Origin of the sequence: Escherichia sp. WS1368 (assembly GCF_046487485.1) — a bacterium.
In the GTDB taxonomy this organism is placed as follows: domain Bacteria; phylum Pseudomonadota; class Gammaproteobacteria; order Enterobacterales; family Enterobacteriaceae; genus Escherichia; species Escherichia coli.
Map to the genome: position 1 here is coordinate 1 of NZ_JBJQJI010000002.1, position 18,452 is coordinate 18,452.

Annotated in this window: 18 protein-coding genes; 9 read left to right on the forward strand and 9 right to left on the reverse strand. The window is 52.7% G+C overall.

Annotation, left to right across the window (positions count from 1 at the left end):
- Nucleotides 1-330: 330 nt before the first annotated feature.
- Nucleotides 331-903 (reverse strand): D-glycero-beta-D-manno-heptose 1,7-bisphosphate 7-phosphatase, encoded by a 573-nt coding sequence (gmhB, locus tag ACJHYD_RS05710; protein ID WP_001140178.1) that lies wholly within the window; start codon nucleotides 901-903, stop codon nucleotides 331-333.
- A 186-nt stretch (nucleotides 904-1,089) separates the two neighbouring features.
- Between gmhB and metN the strand changes: the two genes are divergently transcribed.
- The 7 genes from metN to ACJHYD_RS05745 all read left to right on the forward strand — a co-directional run bounded on the left by metN (nucleotide 1,090) and on the right by ACJHYD_RS05745 (nucleotide 7,554).
- A complete protein-coding gene (metN, locus tag ACJHYD_RS05715; protein ID WP_000593994.1) occupies nucleotides 1,090-2,121 on the forward strand; it encodes a methionine ABC transporter ATP-binding protein MetN in 1,032 nt (343 codons plus the stop codon).
- Nucleotides 2,114-2,767, forward strand: a complete 654-nt coding sequence (locus tag ACJHYD_RS05720; protein ID WP_001294600.1) for a methionine ABC transporter permease MetI — start codon at nucleotides 2,114-2,116, stop codon at nucleotides 2,765-2,767. The genes metN and ACJHYD_RS05720 overlap by 8 nt, the downstream gene beginning before the upstream one ends.
- 39 nt (nucleotides 2,768-2,806) lie before the next feature.
- On the forward strand, nucleotides 2,807-3,622 hold the full coding sequence (metQ, locus tag ACJHYD_RS05725) for a methionine ABC transporter substrate-binding lipoprotein MetQ (RefSeq protein ID WP_000874224.1): 816 nt from the start codon (nucleotides 2,807-2,809) through the stop codon (nucleotides 3,620-3,622).
- A 117-nt stretch (nucleotides 3,623-3,739) separates the two neighbouring features.
- Entirely contained in the window at nucleotides 3,740-4,144 is a 405-nt protein-coding gene (gene rcsF, locus ACJHYD_RS05730; RefSeq protein WP_001202329.1) for an Rcs stress response system protein RcsF, read from the forward strand.
- Nucleotides 4,141-4,848 (forward strand): tRNA (N6-threonylcarbamoyladenosine(37)-N6)-methyltransferase TrmO, encoded by a 708-nt coding sequence (tsaA, locus tag ACJHYD_RS05735; RefSeq protein WP_000094022.1) that lies wholly within the window; start codon nucleotides 4,141-4,143, stop codon nucleotides 4,846-4,848. The genes rcsF and tsaA overlap by 4 nt, the downstream gene beginning before the upstream one ends.
- Nucleotides 4,849-4,958: 110 nt before the next feature.
- Nucleotides 4,959-6,677 carry a proline--tRNA ligase gene (gene proS, locus ACJHYD_RS05740; protein WP_001260708.1) on the forward strand — a complete coding sequence of 573 codons (1,719 nt, stop codon included), beginning with the start codon at nucleotides 4,959-4,961 and terminating at the stop codon, nucleotides 6,675-6,677.
- Between the two features lie 52 nt (nucleotides 6,678-6,729).
- The gene (locus ACJHYD_RS05745) at nucleotides 6,730-7,554 is read left to right on the forward strand and encodes a YaeF family permuted papain-like enzyme (RefSeq protein ID WP_001550629.1); all 825 of its coding nucleotides are present in this window, start codon (nucleotides 6,730-6,732) and stop codon (nucleotides 7,552-7,554) included.
- Between the two features lie 30 nt (nucleotides 7,555-7,584).
- Here ACJHYD_RS05745 and nlpE read toward each other — a convergent pair whose 3' ends face one another.
- Genes nlpE through ACJHYD_RS05760 form a run of 3 tightly spaced genes read right to left on the reverse strand, consistent with a single transcriptional unit; the run spans nucleotide 7,585 to nucleotide 9,273 of the window.
- Complete coding sequence (nlpE, locus tag ACJHYD_RS05750) at nucleotides 7,585-8,295, reverse strand: envelope stress response activation lipoprotein NlpE (protein ID WP_000239188.1); 711 nt, start codon at nucleotides 8,293-8,295, stop codon at nucleotides 7,585-7,587.
- Between the two features lie 13 nt (nucleotides 8,296-8,308).
- Nucleotides 8,309-8,731, reverse strand: coding sequence for an alternative ribosome rescue aminoacyl-tRNA hydrolase ArfB (gene arfB, locus ACJHYD_RS05755; RefSeq protein ID WP_000635534.1), 423 nt, complete (start codon nucleotides 8,729-8,731; stop codon nucleotides 8,309-8,311).
- A complete protein-coding gene (locus tag ACJHYD_RS05760; RefSeq protein ID WP_001185287.1) occupies nucleotides 8,728-9,273 on the reverse strand; it encodes a YaeQ family protein in 546 nt (181 codons plus the stop codon). The genes arfB and ACJHYD_RS05760 overlap by 4 nt, the downstream gene beginning before the upstream one ends.
- A gap of 165 nt (nucleotides 9,274-9,438) precedes the next feature.
- Between ACJHYD_RS05760 and ACJHYD_RS05765 the strand changes: the two genes are divergently transcribed.
- Both ACJHYD_RS05765 and rof read left to right on the forward strand, forming a co-directional pair.
- Nucleotides 9,439-9,639, forward strand: a complete 201-nt coding sequence (locus ACJHYD_RS05765) for a YaeP family protein (RefSeq protein ID WP_000417058.1) — start codon at nucleotides 9,439-9,441, stop codon at nucleotides 9,637-9,639.
- The gene (gene rof, locus ACJHYD_RS05770; RefSeq protein WP_000062311.1) at nucleotides 9,626-9,886 is read left to right on the forward strand and encodes a Rho-binding antiterminator; all 261 of its coding nucleotides are present in this window, start codon (nucleotides 9,626-9,628) and stop codon (nucleotides 9,884-9,886) included. Before ACJHYD_RS05765 ends, rof begins: the two co-directional genes overlap by 14 nt.
- Before the next feature lie 48 nt (nucleotides 9,887-9,934).
- Here the strand turns inward: rof and tilS are convergent, their stop codons facing one another.
- From tilS to dnaE, 5 genes are all read right to left on the reverse strand, one after another.
- A complete protein-coding gene (gene tilS / locus ACJHYD_RS05775; RefSeq protein WP_001550628.1) occupies nucleotides 9,935-11,233 on the reverse strand; it encodes a tRNA lysidine(34) synthetase TilS in 1,299 nt (432 codons plus the stop codon).
- A gap of 64 nt (nucleotides 11,234-11,297) precedes the next feature.
- Nucleotides 11,298-11,687, reverse strand: coding sequence for a VOC family protein (locus tag ACJHYD_RS05780; RefSeq protein WP_000901098.1), 390 nt, complete (start codon nucleotides 11,685-11,687; stop codon nucleotides 11,298-11,300).
- 56 nt (nucleotides 11,688-11,743) lie between these two features.
- Nucleotides 11,744-13,885 (reverse strand): lysine decarboxylase LdcC, encoded by a 2,142-nt coding sequence (ldcC, locus tag ACJHYD_RS05785; RefSeq protein WP_001020973.1) that lies wholly within the window; start codon nucleotides 13,883-13,885, stop codon nucleotides 11,744-11,746.
- A gap of 97 nt (nucleotides 13,886-13,982) precedes the next feature.
- Nucleotides 13,983-14,942, reverse strand: a complete 960-nt coding sequence (gene accA / locus ACJHYD_RS05790; protein WP_000055748.1) for an acetyl-CoA carboxylase carboxyl transferase subunit alpha — start codon at nucleotides 14,940-14,942, stop codon at nucleotides 13,983-13,985.
- A gap of 12 nt (nucleotides 14,943-14,954) precedes the next feature.
- A complete protein-coding gene (gene dnaE, locus ACJHYD_RS05795) occupies nucleotides 14,955-18,437 on the reverse strand; it encodes a DNA polymerase III subunit alpha (protein WP_001294781.1) in 3,483 nt (1,160 codons plus the stop codon).
- Nucleotides 18,438-18,452 lie beyond the last annotated feature (15 nt).

An 18,452-nucleotide genomic window follows, 5' to 3' on the forward strand; every position in this document is an offset into this window, starting at 1 on the left:
GAATTACGTGTTCACTCTTGAGACTTGGTATTCATTTTTCGTCTTGCGACGTTAAGAATCCGTATCTTCGAGTGCCCACACAGATTGTCTGATAAATTGTTAAAGAGCAGTTGCGACGCGGCTTTCAGCTTGCTGTCGCGAGGTGGCGTATATTACGCTTTCCTCTTTCAGAGTCAACCCTGAATTTCAGGATTTTTCTCTTCAACCGAACCGGCTGTTTGTGTGAAGTGATTCACATCCGCCGTGTCGATGGAGGCGCATTATAGGGAGTCGGCTCAGGAAGACAAGCGGAAAAATGCATTTTTATTTCAACCGCTCATCTTTTAATCATTACGCCGGTTTTTGCTGCTTTTTTATCGCTTGCGGCAGGTCTGCCAGGCTATTTAACACCCAATCCGCCGCGTTTTCTGCTTCAGGCGTAACAGGTTTACCCGTACGCACCAGCACTTTTGTTCCCACGTTCGCCGCAGCCGCTGCCTGCATATCTTCTAATTTATCGCCCACCATATAAGAAGCGGCCATATCAATATGCAAATAATCGCGTGCCGATAAAAGCATCCCCGGATGTGGTTTGCGGCAGTCGCAGACCTGGCGAAACTCTTCAACACTACCCTGCGGATGATGCGGGCAATAATAGATACCATCCAGATCGACATCGCGGTCCGCCAGCGACCAGTCCATCCACTCGGTCAGCGTTTCAAACTGTGCTTCAGTAAATTTACCGCGAGCAATGCCAGACTGGTTGGTTACTACCACCAGCGCAAAGCCCATTTTTTTTAGCTCGCGCATGGCGTCAATAACACCGTCGATAAATTCAAAGTTGTCGATCTCATGGACATAGCCGTGATCGACATTAATGGTGCCATCACGGTCAAGAAAAATTGCGGGTACGCTCTTCGCCACCTTTATAGCTCCTTAATAAGGCATGTGACGCTAGTATCGCATGTTTCGACCAGCAAGAAAGTGCTCTTCGCATAAACCTGATTGATTTAGACGTCTGGATGCCTTAACATCCATTTCATTGACGGCGTTGCCCGTTCCAGGCATTCGAAATGCCACGACTAACTTAATGACGATAATAAATAATCAATGATAAAACTTTCGAATATCACCAAAGTGTTCCACCAGGGCACCCGCACCATCCAGGCATTGAACAACGTCAGCCTGCATGTGCCAGCTGGACAAATTTATGGCGTTATCGGTGCCTCAGGCGCGGGTAAGAGTACGCTTATACGTTGTGTAAACCTGCTGGAGCGCCCAACCGAGGGTAGCGTGCTGGTCGATGGACAGGAACTGACCACGCTGTCAGAATCCGAGTTGACCAAAGCTCGCCGCCAGATTGGTATGATTTTCCAGCATTTTAACCTGCTCTCTTCGCGTACTGTTTTTGGCAACGTGGCTCTGCCGCTGGAGCTGGACAATACACCGAAAGACGAGATCAAACGTCGCGTGACGGAATTGCTGTCATTGGTTGGTCTTGGCGATAAGCATGATAGCTACCCGTCGAATCTTTCCGGTGGGCAGAAACAACGTGTGGCGATTGCCCGTGCATTAGCCAGCAATCCCAAAGTATTGCTGTGTGATGAAGCCACCAGCGCGCTGGACCCGGCAACGACACGTTCTATTCTCGAACTGTTGAAAGACATTAACCGCCGTCTGGGTTTGACGATTCTGTTGATCACCCACGAAATGGACGTTGTGAAGCGCATTTGTGATTGCGTGGCGGTTATCAGTAATGGCGAACTGATCGAGCAGGACACGGTAAGTGAAGTGTTCTCGCATCCGAAAACGCCGCTGGCGCAGAAGTTTATTCAGTCGACCCTGCATCTGGATATCCCGGAAGATTATCAGGAGCGTCTGCAAGCGGAGCCATTCACTGACTGCGTGCCGATGCTGCGTCTGGAGTTTACCGGTCAATCGGTCGATGCCCCACTGCTTTCTGAAACCGCGCGTCGTTTCAACGTCAACAACAACATTATTAGCGCGCAGATGGATTACGCCGGTGGCGTTAAGTTCGGCATCATGCTGACTGAAATGCACGGCACACAACAAGATACGCAAGCCGCCATTGCCTGGCTGCAGGAACACCATGTAAAAGTAGAGGTACTGGGTTATGTCTGAGCCGATGATGTGGCTGCTGGTTCGTGGCGTATGGGAAACGCTGGCAATGACCTTCGTATCCGGATTTTTTGGGTTTGTGATTGGTCTGCCGGTCGGCGTCCTGCTTTATGTTACGCGCCCGGGGCAAATTATTGCTAACGCGAAGCTGTATCGTACCGTTTCTGCGATTGTGAACATTTTCCGTTCTATCCCGTTCATTATCTTGCTGGTATGGATGATTCCGTTTACCCGCGTTATTGTCGGTACATCGATTGGTTTGCAGGCAGCGATTGTTCCGTTAACCGTTGGTGCAGCACCGTTTATTGCCCGTATGGTCGAGAACGCTCTGCTGGAGATCCCAACCGGGTTAATTGAAGCTTCCCGCGCAATGGGTGCCACGCCAATGCAGATCGTCCGTAAAGTGCTGTTACCGGAAGCGTTGCCGGGTCTGGTGAATGCGGCAACTATCACCCTTATTACCCTGGTCGGTTATTCCGCGATGGGTGGTGCAGTCGGTGCCGGTGGTTTAGGTCAGATTGGCTATCAGTATGGCTACATCGGCTACAACGCGACGGTGATGAATACGGTACTGGTATTGCTGGTCATTCTGGTTTATTTAATTCAGTTCGCAGGCGACCGCATCGTCCGGGCTGTCACTCGCAAGTAACGTTCAACACAACATAAATAATTGAAGAAGGAATAAGGTATGGCGTTCAAATTCAAAACCTTTGCGGCAGTGGGAGCCCTGATTGGATCACTGGCATTGGTAGGCTGCGGTCAGGATGAAAAAGATCCAAACCACATTAAAGTCGGCGTGATTGTTGGTGCCGAACAGCAGGTTGCAGAAGTCGCGCAGAAAGTTGCGAAAGACAAATATGGTCTGGACGTTGAGCTGGTAACCTTCAACGACTATGTTCTGCCAAACGAGGCATTGAGCAAAGGCGATATCGACGCCAACGCCTTCCAGCATAAACCGTACCTTGATCAGCAACTGAAAGATCGTGGCTACAAACTGGTCGCAGTAGGCAACACTTTTGTTTATCCGATTGCTGGTTACTCCAAGAAAATCAAATCACTGGATGAATTGCAGGATGGTTCGCAGGTTGCCGTGCCAAACGACCCAACTAACCTTGGTCGTTCACTGCTGCTGCTGCAAAAAGTGGGCTTGATCAAACTGAAAGATGGCGTTGGCCTGCTGCCGACCGTTCTTGATGTTGTTGAGAACCCAAAAAATCTGAAAATTGTTGAGCTGGAAGCACCGCAGCTGCCTCGCTCTCTGGACGACGCGCAAATCGCTCTGGCAGTTATCAATACCACCTATGCCAGCCAGATTGGCCTGACTCCGGCGAAAGACGGTATCTTTGTCGAAGATAAAGACTCCCCGTACGTAAACCTGATCGTGACGCGTGAAGATAACAAAGACGCCGAGAACGTGAAGAAATTCGTCCAGGCTTATCAGTCTGACGAAGTTTACGAAGCAGCAAACAAAGTGTTTAACGGCGGCGCTGTTAAAGGCTGGTAATTTTTAGGCTGTTTCCACAATTTGTAATATCATTCAGGACGGGCGCTTGCCCGTCTTGTCATTTTTACAAGCTCCTGATTCAATATTGACGTTTTGATCATACATTGAGGAAATACTATGCGTGCTTTACCGATCTGTTTAGTAGCACTCATGCTAAGCGGCTGTTCCATGTTAAGCAGATCCCCTGTCGAACCCGTTCAAAGCACTGCACCCCAGCCGAAAGCGGAGCCTGCAAAACCGAAAGCGCCGCGCGCCACGCCGGTCCGAATTTATACCAATGCAGAAGAATTAGTCGGCAAACCGTTCCGCGATCTCGGTGAAGTCAGTGGCGATTCTTGCCAGGCCTCCAATCAGGACTCTCCGCCGAGCATTCCAACCGCACGTAAGCGGATGCAAATCAACGCCTCGAAAATGAAGGCCAATGCGGTATTACTGCATAGCTGCGAAGTCACCAGCGGTACGCCAGGCTGCTATCGTCAGGCTGTATGTATCGGTTCTGCGCTTAACATTACGGCGAAATGAGCAGTTTCCAGTTCGAGCAAATAGGCGTTATTCGCTCGCCCTATAAAGAAAAATTCGCCGTTCCGCGCCAGCCAGGTCTGGTAAAAAGCGCCAACGGCGAACTGCATCTCATTGCTCCCTACAACCAGGCCGATGCCGTTCGCGGCCTGGAAGCGTTCAGCCATTTATGGATCCTTTTCGTCTTTCATCAAACGATGGAAGGCGGCTGGCGTCCGACTGTGCGTCCACCGCGCCTCGGCGGTAATGCCAGAATGGGTGTTTTCGCTACGCGCTCCACTTTCCGCCCTAACCCGATTGGTATGTCGCTGGTAGAGCTGAAAGAGGTTGTTTGCCATAAAGACAGCGTGATTCTGAAGCTCGGCAGTCTGGATCTGGTAGATGGTACGCCGGTGGTGGATATCAAACCGTATCTCCCCTTTGCCGAATCGCTTCCAAATGCCAGTGCCAGCTATGCGCAAAGTGCGCCAGCGGCAGAGATGGCGGTGAGCTTTACCGCAGAGGTCGAAAAGCAGCTTTTGACGCTGGAGAAACGTTATCCGCAGTTAACGCTGTTTATCCGCGAAGTACTGGCGCAGGACCCGCGCCCGGCCTATCGTAAAGGTGAGGAAACGGGCAAAACCTATGCCGTCTGGCTGCATGATTTTAACGTTCGCTGGCGCGTCACCGACGCAGGTTTTGAAGTCTTTGCGCTGGAACCGCGTTAAATTCGCGCCCTTCTCTTTTGACATTTCTTTTGCACTGGTAAACTAAATCACTTTTTTTGTCCCAGGCTCGCCTTGAGCCTGTTCTACCTTCCAACTGGAACCGTAACAACATGCGTACTAGCCAATACCTGCTCTCCACTCTCAAGGAGACACCTGCCGACGCCGAGGTGATCAGCCATCAGCTGATGCTGCGCGCCGGGATGATCCGCAAGCTGGCCTCCGGGTTATATACCTGGCTGCCGACCGGCGTGCGCGTTCTGAAAAAAGTCGAAAACATCGTGCGTGAAGAGATGAACAACGCCGGTGCGATCGAGGTGTCGATGCCGGTGGTTCAGCCAGCCGATTTGTGGCAAGAGAGTGGTCGTTGGGAACAGTACGGTCCGGAACTGCTGCGTTTTGTTGACCGTGGCGAGCGTCCGTTCGTACTCGGCCCAACTCATGAAGAAGTTATTACAGACCTGATTCGTAACGAGCTGAGCTCTTACAAACAGCTGCCGCTGAACTTCTATCAGATCCAGACCAAGTTCCGCGACGAAGTGCGTCCGCGTTTCGGCGTCATGCGTTCCCGCGAATTCCTGATGAAAGATGCTTACTCTTTCCATACTTCTCAGGAATCCTTACAGGAAACCTACGATGCAATGTATGCGGCCTACAGCAAAATCTTCAGCCGCATGGGGCTGGATTTCCGCGCCGTACAGGCCGACACCGGTTCTATCGGCGGTAGCGCCTCTCACGAATTCCAGGTGCTGGCGCAGAGCGGTGAAGACGATGTGGTCTTCTCCGACACCTCTGACTATGCAGCGAACATTGAGCTGGCAGAAGCTATCGCGCCGAAAGAACCGCGCGCTGCTGCTACCCAGGAAATGACGCTGGTTGATACGCCGAACGCGAAAACCATCGCGGAACTGGTTGAACAGTTCAATCTGCCGATTGAGAAAACGGTGAAGACTCTGCTGGTTAAAGCGGTTGAAGGCAGTAGCTTCCCGCTGGTTGCGCTGCTGGTGCGCGGTGATCACGAGCTGAACGAAGTTAAAGCAGAAAAACTGCCGCAGGTTGCAAGCCCGCTGACTTTCGCGACCGAAGAAGAAATTCGTGCCGTGGTTAAAGCCGGTCCGGGTTCACTGGGTCCGGTAAACATGCCGATTCCAGTGGTGATTGACCGTACCGTTGCGGCGATGAGTGATTTCGCTGCTGGTGCTAACATCGATGGTAAACACTACTTCGGTATCAACTGGGATCGCGATGTCGCTACCCCAGAAATTGCTGATATCCGCAACGTGGTGGCTGGCGATCCAAGCCCGGATGGTCAGGGTACGCTGCTGATCAAACGTGGTATCGAAGTCGGTCACATCTTCCAGCTGGGTACCAAGTACTCCGAAGCACTGAAAGCCTCCGTTCAGGGTGAAGATGGCCGTAATCAAATCCTGACGATGGGTTGCTACGGTATCGGGGTAACGCGCGTTGTGGCTGCGGCAATTGAGCAGAACTATGACGAACGCGGCATCGTATGGCCTGACGCTATCGCGCCGTTCCAGGTGGCGATTCTGCCGATGAACATGCACAAATCCTTCCGCGTACAGGAGCTGGCCGAGAAACTGTACAGCGAACTGCGTGCACAAGGTATCGAAGTGCTGCTGGATGACCGCAAAGAGCGTCCGGGCGTGATGTTTGCTGATATGGAACTGATCGGTATTCCGCACACTATTGTGCTGGGCGACCGTAACCTCGACAACGACGATATCGAATATAAATATCGTCGCAACGGCGAGAAACAGTTAATTAAGACTGGTGACATCGTCGAATATCTGGTGAAACAGATTAAAGGCTGATGCCAGAAAGGGTCCTGAATTTCAGGGCCCTTTTTTACATGGACTGTATAAAATGGATAAACCAAAGGTGCATTGCCGCCTGCTTCTCCCCTGCTTTCTTTTCCTTTCGGCCTGTACCGTAGATATCAGCCAGCCGGACTCATCAGCCACAGCGGTAGATGCCGGGGCGAAAACATGGGCAGTCAAATTCCAGCATCAAAGCTCTTTTACCGAACAATCAATAAAAGAAATAACGGAACCTGATCTCAAACCCGGCGATTTGCTGTTCTCCTCAAGCCATGGGGTAACCTCATTTGGAATCCGCGTCTTCAGCACTTCCTCTGTGAGTCACGTTGCAATCTATCTGGGTGAAAATAACGTTGCAGAAGCGACAGGCGCTGGCGTCCAGATTGTTTCCCTCAAAAAAGCGATGAAGCATAGCGATAAGCTTTTCGTCCTACGAGTCCCGGATCTTACCCCGCAACAAGCCACAGAAATCACCGCGTTCGCCAACAAAATTAAAGATAGCGGTTACAACTATCGCGGCATTGTCGAATTTATTCCCTTTATGGTAACTCGCCAGATGTGCTCACTGAATCCGTTCTCCGAGGATTTTCGTCAACAGTGCGTCAGCGGCCTGGCGAAAGCGCAGTTAAGCAGTGTGGGCGAAGGAGACAAAAAGTCGTGGTTTTGTTCGGAATTTGTCACTGATGCATTTGCCAAAGCCGGGCATCCACTTACACTGGCGCAATCGGGCTGGATTAGCCCTGCCGATCTGATGCATATGCGTACTGGCGATGTCTCTGCGTTTAAGCCAGAAACGCAGTTACAGTATGTTGGGCACCTGAAGCCTGGGATTTATATCAAGGCGGGCCGCTTTGTTGGGCTGACTCAGTGATGAAAGCCGGAGAATGCTCCGGCTTTCAATTTACTGCCCCAAACTACTGCAATCCTGGTTCGGGTAAAATTTACCTGCCGTATCGGGCGCTAATACTTTGGTTGGCGCACCGGTATCCGGATTAGCCTCAAGCGTAAAGTGCCCTTCTAATGACAGTAACATCGGTTTTTCACTATGACCGCGCGCAGTCAGGTAGCCACGCTCCAGCTCTGCGTTATTCGCTACCATGAAACGTTTTCCGGTCGCGCAATCAGTGAAGGTCGCCGCATCAGCCATATAAAAATACATGCCCCGCAGGGTCATCGGCGTCATAGGTAAACTGGATTGCGCCGGTTCCAGCGTATAGTTGAACTGCGATTCAATCGGATTACCTTCACGATCGAGCATCTCCAGCGCATCGCCTTTCGCCCGATAATATGACTTTTCACCTTTGCTGTCGGTTAATACCAGCTTGTCAGCGGTTCGCGCCCATGTACCGTAGGAAGCGAAAGAGGAAGGCTCTTCACGCGCACCAAGATAGCGTTCATTCATCACCCAGGTTCCATCTTTTTCGAGGAACAAAGAGGTTTCGATCCCTTCGCAATCGGCACACGGCAGCACGCCGCGCCAACTTTGCGGCATCGGTTTCAGTTCGGCAGCCTGCGCCGGAGAAAGCGTATCGACTTCGGCCCGATTATTACATCCCATCAGAGTAAAGAGGCTGATTACAGCCATCGCTGTCACTATCGCTTTTTTCACCATCCATTCCTTCTTTTTATTCCCGACCGCTGCGCACTTTGCCGCGCATCGCCTTCACGCTTGATTTTTGTGCTTTCGATGCCAGTCTGCGCTCTTTTGATGCGCGGGTGGGCCGCGTGGGTCGTCGGGCTTTTTGTTCTGTTGTTAAATCTTTAATCACTGCTACCAGCCGGGCCAGCGCCGCTTCGCGGTTGAGCTCCTGATTGCGGTATTCCTGTGCCTTAATGACAATCACGCCATCACTGCTGATCAAATGATGGCTGGCGGCGAGCAGACGCTCTTTGTAATACTCTGGCAGGCTGGACGCCCGAATGTCAAAACGCAGATGAATAGCCGTTGAGGTCTTATTAACATGCTGCCCGCCCGCGCCCTGCGCACGAATGGCGGTGATCTCAAGCTCACCATCGGGGATAGCAACATGTCGGGAAATCACAATCATGAAGGTTGTTGCCAGACGGTTAAGTTCACTTCCAGATTATTCTTATCATCCGATAACCAGATCACGCCATCCTGAATCGTTGCCTGCAGCGTCATGGTACGATCGGCAAAGGCGCTTACTTTCGCCAGTTGTTCATCGTCCAGATACCAGATGGAAAGATTGGCAAACTGCACACATTTGCTCTGATTTTGCTGCCACCAGATTTGCGCCGCCCGACTATTATAGGTAAACAGCGCAACTTCTGCGGCCTGGGTGCAGGCTTTCTTAATCCGCCGCTCATCCGGCAGCCCCAGCTCAATCCACAAATCAATGCCCAGGTGATCGTTACGCAGCCACGCTTCCGGCTCATCATCGGCACACAAACCACGGGTAAATTGCAGACGTTCATCAGCATATTTCAGCCACGCCAGCAGGCGCAGCATCATGCGCTCCTGGGTTTCTGAAGGGTGGCGCGCCAGCGTCAGAGAGGCATCGAGAAACTGGTTGCGGTCGAGATCGGCCACATTAACCGTCGCTTTATAAATTGTCGCTTTAAGCGCCATAAGAAAACTCCTTTTGAATCAGGAGGCCATTGTAACGGAATACGTGCAGTTGCGGCGCTGATATTGCAGAAATGAGTGTGGTATAGTCACCTTGCGAAACAGAGTTTATCTTCGTAGGCTTAGACTTGCATCCACGGTTAAGTCAGAGTGCTGACAGGAGGGCATGTGGAAAAATATTGTGAGTTAATACGCAAGCGGTACGCGGAAATCGCCAGCGGAGACTTAGGATACGTTCCGGACGCGCTGGGCTGCGTTTTGAAAGTGCTGAATGAAATGGCTGCCGACGACGCCCTTTCTGAGGCTGTCAGGGAAAAAGCAGCATACGCTGCGGCAAACTTACTGGTGAGCGATTATGTCAATGAATGATACGTATCAACCAATCAATTGTGATGATTACGATAATCTTGAGCTCGCCTGCCAGCATCATTTAATGCTGACACTTGAGCTGAAAGATGGCGAAAAATTGCAGGCGAAGGCCAGCGATTTAGTCTCCCGCAAAAATGTGGAGTATCTGGTCGTCGAGGCCGCTGGTGCAACCCGCGAGCTGCGTCTGGATAAAATTACCAGCTTTAGCCACCCGGAAATCGGTACGGTGGTGGTGAGCGAGTCCTGATTGACTTTCGCCGGATGCGACGTTTGAAGCGTCTTATCCGGCTTTCACTTAACTAAGCGTTTTCTGCCAGACAAAACTGACGCCTTTCTCACCTTCAGCCACACCTTCTTGCGTCACAAATACCCCTGCCGCCGCAATCAACGTTTCGCCATAAAACAGCAGTGGCGTGGTGTCACGTAGCCACGGCGGCACACCCAGCTCTTGCCAGATTTTCTTCAGCTTACGTCCGCCGTTGCGCCCGATAATATGCAGCAATCCTGGCGCTTTGAAACGCACGCTGACCGCTTCGTCTGCACGCGGAGGGCGAATATCGCCTCCCGCTGTAAGCTGTACACTTCCCAGTCCCGCCGGTAATTCCAGCGGTTGTAGCCACGTCTGCCACGGCACAATGGTTTCGCTTTGCCCGGCAACGGATTTAATCCACCACAGTTGCGACTGATAGCGGCGGATTTCAAACGCGCCCAGACGTAAACAGGGGGAAGCATCTTCCCGCGCCAGCGCCACTTCCTGCCAGATCCTCACCAACGCGTCGCGGGAAGGCATCGGTGCATTCTTCCCTGCCAGCCAGCGGCGGATAATCGCCGCGCGGCGGGCATCACTCATCGCCAGCATTGGCGCAATCTGCAGCGTCCCCTGCGGCTTTTGACAGTGCGCTATATCATCCGCCAGCAGTTCATCTAACAGGCTCTCTTGTTCAGCGCAAAGCGCAGCGCTGCGGGCCGTTGCTTCGGCAAAATGCGGCCAACGCTGCTGCAATAACGGCACCACGCGCAGGCGCAGGAAGTTACGATCGTAGCTATCATCCTGATTACTTTCGTCTTCAATCCAGCGTAAATCATACTGACGCGCCCACTGCACCAGTTCTCCCCGCGTGCGGGCGAGCAACGGGCGGATAAGCCGTGTTCCGGCAAACTCCGAAACTTCCCCCATAGCCGAAAGCCCGGCAGGGCCGCTACCGCGTTTTAGCGCCAGCAGAAAGGTTTCGCATTGATCGTCGAGATGTTGCGCGGTGACCAGCACTTCACCGGGCAACAAGGTGCGGGCAAATGCCTGATAACGCGCCTGCCGCGCCTGGGCCTCAATACCCAGTCCTTCTTGCGCAAGTTGCACGCGCTCGACCACCAGCGGCACCTGCCACTGTTGGCAGATGTTCTCGCAATGCCTAACCCAGGCATCGGCATTGGCACTTAAACCGTGATGCACATGGATAGCGCGCAGAGTGACGCCCGGATTTTCCGCCCGCCACTGCACCAACTGATGCAGCAGTACGGTAGAGTCAAGCCCGCCGCTAAAGGCCACCAGAATCTGGCGTGAGGTGAGAAGTTGTCTATTGAGCGTGAGTGTCATGATGGTGCGATTTTACAGTAGCAATGCCCGGCACGTTACCGGGCAAATGCGGCGATGACAAGCCTTACTGCTCATACAGTTCCAACGGCAGCCCGTCCGGATCGTTAAAGAACGTGAAGCGTTTTTGCGTGTATGGATCGACACGGATGGCTTCACACTTCACGTTATGGCTTTCAAGGTGCGCCACTGCCGCATCGATATCATCAACGCTAAAAGCCAGATGACGCAGGCCGCAAGCTTCCGGTCGGCTGGGGCGCTCCGGCGGGAACGGAAATGAGAAAAGCTCAATCACATATTGCCCATTAAGCGCCAAATCCCCTTTCCACGAGTCGCGCGCTTCGCGATAGACTTCGCTTTGCAGCGTGAAACCAAGAATATCGCAGTAAAACGCTTTGCTCACCGCATAATCCGTCGCAATAATCGCAATATGGTGAACCTGTTTTAAACCCAGCATAACGTCTCCTTTATTTGTTAACAGCACGTTACTCGCCCGGAAGCCGCTCTGGCAAGTTATCCCGCCATTTTTAGGACTCGTACGCGGTAAACGCCGTCTTCGTCCTGTTTCGCGCCGTGAATATCCGTTTCAAAACCGGGGTAATGTTGCCCTACGGAACAAAGCATCAGTAGAAAATCGAGTACTGTGCGGCTCTCTTTGGTCAGCATTTCTCCTGGCATCAGCAGCGGTACGCCCGGTGGATAAGGCAGGATCATATTTGCCGACACCCTACCAACCAGTTGTTCCAGCGCAATGGTTTCTACTTCGCCTTTAATCTGCCTCTGCCATGCCTGATGTGGCGTCATGATCATCTCCGGCAAGGTATCGAATGCCCGCAACATCAAACCGGGAAGATCGTGTTTACGAATCAGCTTATGGATCCCTTGCGCCAGATCCTGAATGCGCATATTGCGGTAGAAATCGGGATCTTCTGCATAGAGATCGGGTAGCATATTTTTGATCCGCAGGTTGAGATCGTAAGAGCGCTTAAATTCCGTCAACCCACGCAATAATCCCATTGCTTTGGTTTTATCGATTCCAATACTAAAGAGAAACAGCAGGTTATAAGGACCGGTTTTCTCTACTACGATCCCTCGTTCGTCGAGGAATTTTGCTACCAGCGCCGCCGGGATCCCCTCCTCGCTCATATTGCCCTGCTCGTCCATCCCCGGTGTCAAAATAGTGACTTTAACCGGATCGAGAAACATATGATCGGCATCCGCATCGTTAAAGCCGTGCCACTGTTCGCCAGGCGCAACGGGCCAGCATTCGGCTTCATCCACCTGCGGCGGTTGCCAGATATCGAAAAACCAACCGTCAGACTCTTCCCGCAGCCGCTGGACCTCTTTGCGAAAATGCAGCGCCCGCTCCACCGAACGGTTAATCAGCCGTTTGCCCGGATTACCACGCAGCATCGCCGCCGCCGTCTCAACCGAAGCAACAATGGGATAACTGGGCGAGGTGGTGGTATGCATCATAAAGGCTTCGTTAAACGCCTCTTCGTCATACTCGCCTTTAATGTGGATCAGCGAAGCCTGCGATAACGCCGCCAGCATTTTGTGGGTCGACTGCGTTTCGAAGATCACTTTTCCCGCAACACGCTCGCCGCTCATACCACTTTTACCCTGGTAGATCGGATGAAAATGGGTGTACGGCACCCAGGCAGAATCGAAGTGAATCGACGGGACATCCAGCGTCTGTTTGATCCAGTCGGTGTTGTAGAGCAAGCCATCATAGGTGGAGTTGGTGATCACCGCATGAACCGGCCATTGAGCTTGCGTGGTAGCAGCGACTTTCTCTTCGATGCTGTCGCGAGTAAATTCACGGCGCGGGATCCCACCAAGAATCCCCAACGCATTACGCGTCGGTTTCAGCCAGACTGGCACTACATCGTTCATCATCAACAGATGCGCCAGCGATTTATGACAATTGCGGTCGATCAACAGCGTACTGCCGGACGGCGCGGCGTACATACCCACAATTTTGTTAGACGTCGATGTTCCGTTGGTAACGATATAACTCTGTTCCGCGCCAAAAGTCCGCGCGATGTACTCTTCCGCTTCCAGGTGTGGCCCGGTGTGGTCGAGCAACGAACCAAGCTCGGTAACCGAAATAGAGACATCAGCCTTAAGAGTATTCCCGCCGAAAAAATCATAAAACAGACAGCCAACCGGGCTTTTTTGATATGCGGTGCCGCCCATATGACCCGGCGTACAAAAGGTGTACTTCCGCTCTTTGACGTAGGTAAACAAGGCTTTCGTGAACGGCGGTGTAATGTTATCAAGATATTCGTCGGTGTACTGACGCATACGAATGGCGATATCTTCTGCCTGCCCCAGCGCATATTCAAAAAACCAGAGCGCCATCCGCATATCCTGCACGCTGACATCCATCGTCGAGTGGGTGTTGATGAAGGCATAAAGCGGGAGATATTCATTAAGCTGATTGATATCGCTACATAAATCGAGACTGTACTCATCCCAGTCAAAAATCACGCCGCAAATTCGAGGGTTATGTTCAATAAATTTCAGCAAATCAACGCTGTTTTGTGGCCAGATAATCTGAAAGCCTTGCGCCACCAGCGCCGACTCCAGTTCTTTGATGGGCTCATCTTTATAAAAGACGCCATGCGGTCCCATAATGGCAATGATGTTCATGTGTTCCTCCTGGAAAATCCTTCCTTAATCATAGCCTGCTCAAACCGTGGCGATAAAAAAGGGCCACCGAAGTGACCCTTTTCAGAACATTTGCGAATTACGCGTAACCGTAGCTCATCAGGCGCTGATAACGACGATTTTTTAAATCTTCAGTGCTTAACACGTCGAGATCGGCCAGATCCGCCAGCAGCTGCGCTTTCAGAGACGCCGCCATCGCTTCCGGGTTACGGTGAGCACCACCCAGCGGTTCCGGGATGATGGAGTCGATCAGTTTCAGCTCTTTCAGACGCGGAGCGATGATACCCATCGCTTCAGCCGCCAGCGGCGCTTTGTCGGCGCTCTTCCACAGAATGGACGCACAACCTTCCGGCGAGATAACGGAATAGGTGCTGTATTGCAGCATATTCACTTTATCGCCCACGCCAATCGCCAGCGCACCGCCAGAACCACCTTCACCGATAACCGTACAAACTACCGGTACGCTAAGGCGAGACATTTCACGCAGGTTGCGTGCAATGGCTTCAGACTGACCGCGCTCTTCTGCGCCCACGCCCGGATAAGCCCCCGGGGTGTCGATAAAGGTGATGATTGGCATCTTAAAGCGTTCAGCCATTTGCATCAGACGCAGTGCTTTGCGGTAACCTTCTGGCGCTGGCATACCAAAGTTACGGCGAATTTTTTCTTTGGTTTCACGACCTTTTTGATGACCAATGATCATCACCGGACGACCATCGAGACGGGCGATACCACCGACGATAGCTTTATCGTCTGCATACGCGCGGTCGCCAGCCAGTTCGTCAAATTCATCAAATGCCAGGCGAACGTAATCCAGGGTATAAGGACGCTGTGGATGGCGTGCCAGTTGCGCAATCTGCCATGCACCGAGATCGGCGAAGATTTTACGTGTCAGTTCTACGCTTTTTTCACGCAGACGATGCACTTCTTCATCGATGTTAATATCCAGTTTCTCATCCTGACGGCTAACCGCAGTCAGAGAATCGATTTTCGCTTCCAGCTCTGCAATCGGCTGTTCAAAATCAAGGAAATTCAGACTCATAGTATTCCTGTATTAGTCAAACTCCAGTTCCACCTGCTCCGAACCAATGAGGCCACGGAGATCGTTTAATAAACGATCGCTCGGAGAGACACGCCACGTCGCGCCAAAACGCAACCGCGCGCGTGCATCCGCCCTCTGATAGTAGAGATGTACTGGAATTGTCCCAGAGCGGTGGGGTTCCAGAGACTGACGGAGTCGGTTTAAAAGCTGGTCATCAATTTGCCTGTCCGTCAGCGAGATAGCAAGCCCGCGAGCATATTTTTCCCGGGCTTCGTCAATATCCATCACTTCGCGAGCGGTCATTTTAAGCCCACCGCTGAAGTCATCAAAGCTGACCTGTCCGCTGACGATAAGTATGCGGTCTTTTTCCAGCAATTGCTGGTATTTATCCAGGGCGTCAGTAAACAACATCACTTCCAGCCGCCCGGAACGGTCATCCAGCGTGCAGATACCGATACGATTGCCGCGCTTGGTGACCATAACCCGCGCGGCAACAACGAGCCCCGCAGCCGTGATGACTTTACCACGTTCTGTCGGGTGCATGTCTTTCAGCCTTACGCCTCCGACATAACGCTCAATCTCTTTTAAATACTGATTGATAGGGTGTCCCGTCAGGTACAGACCTAACGTTTCACGTTCCCCATCTAATACCACCTGCTCCGGCCACGGTTGGCAGCTGGCGTAGGATTGTTCAATTTGTTCCGGCTCTTCGGCCAGCACACCGAACATATCGGCCTGACCGATAGCTTCCGCTTTCGCGTGTTGATCTGCCGCTTTTAACGCATCGCCCAGCGAGTTCATCAGCGCCGCGCGGTGTGGCCCAAGACGGTCAAACGCCCCGGACATGATCAGTTTTTCCAGCACCCGCCGGTTTAACTTTTTGGTGTCGGTTCGGGCGCAGAGATCAAACAGTTCGCGGAAGTAGCCGCCTTTATTACGGGCTTCGATGATCGCCTCAATCGGACCTTCACCGACCCCTTTGATCGCGCCAATACCATACACGATTTCGCCGTCGTCGTTGACGTGGAAATGGTAAAGACCGGAGTTTATATCCGGCGGCAGGATTTTCAGCCCCATCCGCCAGCACTCATCCACCAGGCCCACCACCTTCTCGGTGTTGTCCATATCGGCGGTCATTACCGCCGCCATAAACTCCGCCGGATAGTGCGCTTTCAGCCATAACGTTTGATATGACACCAAAGCATAGGCCGCAGAGTGCGATTTGTTAAATCCGTAACCAGCGAATTTCTCCACCAGGTCGAAGATTTTCATCGCCAGTTCGGCGTTGATTCCGTTCTTTTCTGCACCTTCAGCAAATACAGAACGCTGCTTAGCCATCTCTTCCGGCTTTTTCTTACCCATCGCACGACGCAGCATATCCGCGCCACCGAGGGTATAACCAGAAAGCACCTGGGCAATCTGCATGACCTGTTCCTGATACAGGATGATGCCGTAGGTTGGCTCCAGTACCGGTTTCAGGCTTTCATGCTGCCACTGCACGTCCGGATAGGAGATCTCTTCGCGACCATGTTTACGGTCGATAAAGTTATCCACCATCCCTGATTGCAACGGACCGGGGCGGAACAGTGCCACCAGTGCGATCATATCTTCGAAGCAGTCAGGTTGCAGACGCTTGATCAGGTCCTTCATGCCGCGCGATTCAAGCTGGAATACCGCAGTGGTTTCCGAGCGTTGCAGCATGTCGAAGCTTTTCTTGTCATCCAGCGGGATCGCGGCGATATCCAGAGGCGGCTCGCCATTCTTCGCCCGCCGCTTGTTGATCATCTCCAGCGCCCAGTTGATGATGGTGAGCGTACGCAAACCAAGGAAGTCGAACTTCACCAGTCCGGCGTATTCAACGTCGCTTTTATCAAACTGGGTGACCGGATGTTTGCCCTCTTCATCGCAGTAAAGCGGCGCAAAATCGGTAATTTTGGTCGGTGCGATAACCACCCCACCGGCGTGCTTACCGGCGTTACGGGTGACCCCTTCCAGTTTGCGCGCCATGTCGATCAGCGCCTTAACTTCTTCATCCGCTTCGTAGATTTCCGGCAGCTGCGGCTCGGCTTCAAACGCTTTCGCCAGCGTCATCCCCGGATCGGGCGGGATCAGTTTCGAGATACGGTCGACAAAGCCGTACGGATGCCCCAGCACGCGGCCTACGTCGCGGATCACCGCTTTCGCCGCCATCGTACCGAAGGTGATAATCTGCGATACCGCATCACGACCGTACATGTCCGCTACGTGCTCGATAACCTGGTCGCGTTTCTCCATACAGAAGTCAACGTCGAAGTCAGGCATGGAGACACGTTCCGGGTTAAGGAAACGTTCGAACAGCAGGTCAAATTCCAGCGGATCGAGGTCGGTGATTTTCAGCGCGTAGGCCACCAGTGAACCCGCACCGGAGCCACGGCCTGGCCCTACCGGTACGCCGTTATCTTTCGACCACTGGATAAATTCCATAACGATGAGGAAGTAGCCCGGGAAGCCCATCTGGTTGATAACCTGAAGTTCAGTCTCCAGACGTTCGTCATATTCCGGGCGGCGCTTAACACGTTCTTCCTCGTCAGGGAATAAAAATGCCAGACGCTCTTCCAGGCCCTCTTTTGCACGCATGACCAGATAATCTTCGGTGCTCATGTCCCCGGTCGGGAACTGCGGCAGGAAGTATTCACCAAGACGCACAGTTACGTTACAGCGTTTGGCGATCTCAACGGTGTTGGCAAGGGCTTCTGGGATGTCGGCAAACAGCTCGCACATCTCCTCTTCGCTACGCATATATTGCTGCGGCGAATAGTTACGCGGGCGTTTAGGATCGTCGAGGGTAAAGCCGTCGTGGATCGCGACGCGGATTTCGTGTGCGTCAAAGTCGCTGCTGTCGATAAAGCGCACATCGTTAGTCGCCACGACGGGCAAACCGCGCGCTTCCGCCAGTTCCACCGCCGCGTGCAGATAGCTTTCTTCATCCGGCCTGCCGGTGCGGATCAGCTCGAGAAAATAGCGATCCGGGAAGTGTTCTTCATAAAACGCGACACACTCATCTACCAGCGCGCTGTTACCACGCAAAAGACTGCGTCCGACGTCGCCCATGCGCCCGCCGGAAAGAAGGATCAACCCTTCGTTTAATTCGATAAGCCAGTCGCGATCGATGATCGGCCCAGCTGCACCGTACCCGCGCTGATACGCTTTTGAGATCAGCAACGTCAGATTCTGATAGCCGGTATTGTTCGCCGCCAGCACCGTCAGGTGGGTTAACTCATCACCCAGCAGGTCGCACTGGACATTAAAATCTGCCCCGACGATAGGCTTAATCCCTGCGCCATGTCCCGCTCCGTAGAACTTCACCAGACCGCAAAGGTTGGTGAAATCGGTGATCGCCAGTGCTGGCATACCCAACGCCGCCGCCTTTTTTACCAGCGGTGCGGTTTTGGCCAGACCATCGATCATCGAGTAGTCGCTGTGCACCCGCAGGTGTACGAAACGTGGTTCAGACATCTTCAGATTCCGGTT

Excerpts from the sequence above, each read along its gene's own strand:
- metN (WP_000593994.1), top strand. The coding sequence starts at position 1,090 with ATGATAAAACTTTCGAATATCACCAAAGTGTTCCACCAGGGCACCCGC.
- ACJHYD_RS05720 (WP_001294600.1), top strand. The coding sequence starts at position 2,114 with ATGTCTGAGCCGATGATGTGGCTGCTGGTTCGTGGCGTATGGGAAACG.
- metQ (WP_000874224.1), top strand. The coding sequence starts at position 2,807 with ATGGCGTTCAAATTCAAAACCTTTGCGGCAGTGGGAGCCCTGATTGGA.
- rcsF (WP_001202329.1), top strand. The coding sequence starts at position 3,740 with ATGCGTGCTTTACCGATCTGTTTAGTAGCACTCATGCTAAGCGGCTGT.
- tsaA (WP_000094022.1), top strand. The coding sequence starts at position 4,141 with ATGAGCAGTTTCCAGTTCGAGCAAATAGGCGTTATTCGCTCGCCCTAT.
- proS (WP_001260708.1), top strand. The coding sequence starts at position 4,959 with ATGCGTACTAGCCAATACCTGCTCTCCACTCTCAAGGAGACACCTGCC.
- ACJHYD_RS05745 (WP_001550629.1), top strand. The coding sequence starts at position 6,730 with ATGGATAAACCAAAGGTGCATTGCCGCCTGCTTCTCCCCTGCTTTCTT.
- nlpE (WP_000239188.1), bottom strand. The coding sequence starts at position 8,295 with ATGGTGAAAAAAGCGATAGTGACAGCGATGGCTGTAATCAGCCTCTTT.
- arfB (WP_000635534.1), bottom strand. The coding sequence starts at position 8,731 with ATGATTGTGATTTCCCGACATGTTGCTATCCCCGATGGTGAGCTTGAG.
- ACJHYD_RS05760 (WP_001185287.1), bottom strand. The coding sequence starts at position 9,273 with ATGGCGCTTAAAGCGACAATTTATAAAGCGACGGTTAATGTGGCCGAT.
- rof (WP_000062311.1), top strand. The coding sequence starts at position 9,626 with ATGTCAATGAATGATACGTATCAACCAATCAATTGTGATGATTACGAT.
- tilS (WP_001550628.1), bottom strand. The coding sequence starts at position 11,233 with ATGACACTCACGCTCAATAGACAACTTCTCACCTCACGCCAGATTCTG.
- ACJHYD_RS05780 (WP_000901098.1), bottom strand. The coding sequence starts at position 11,687 with ATGCTGGGTTTAAAACAGGTTCACCATATTGCGATTATTGCGACGGAT.
- ldcC (WP_001020973.1), bottom strand. The coding sequence starts at position 13,885 with ATGAACATCATTGCCATTATGGGACCGCATGGCGTCTTTTATAAAGAT.
- accA (WP_000055748.1), bottom strand. The coding sequence starts at position 14,942 with ATGAGTCTGAATTTCCTTGATTTTGAACAGCCGATTGCAGAGCTGGAA.
- dnaE (WP_001294781.1), bottom strand. The coding sequence starts at position 18,437 with ATGTCTGAACCACGTTTCGTACACCTGCGGGTGCACAGCGACTACTCG.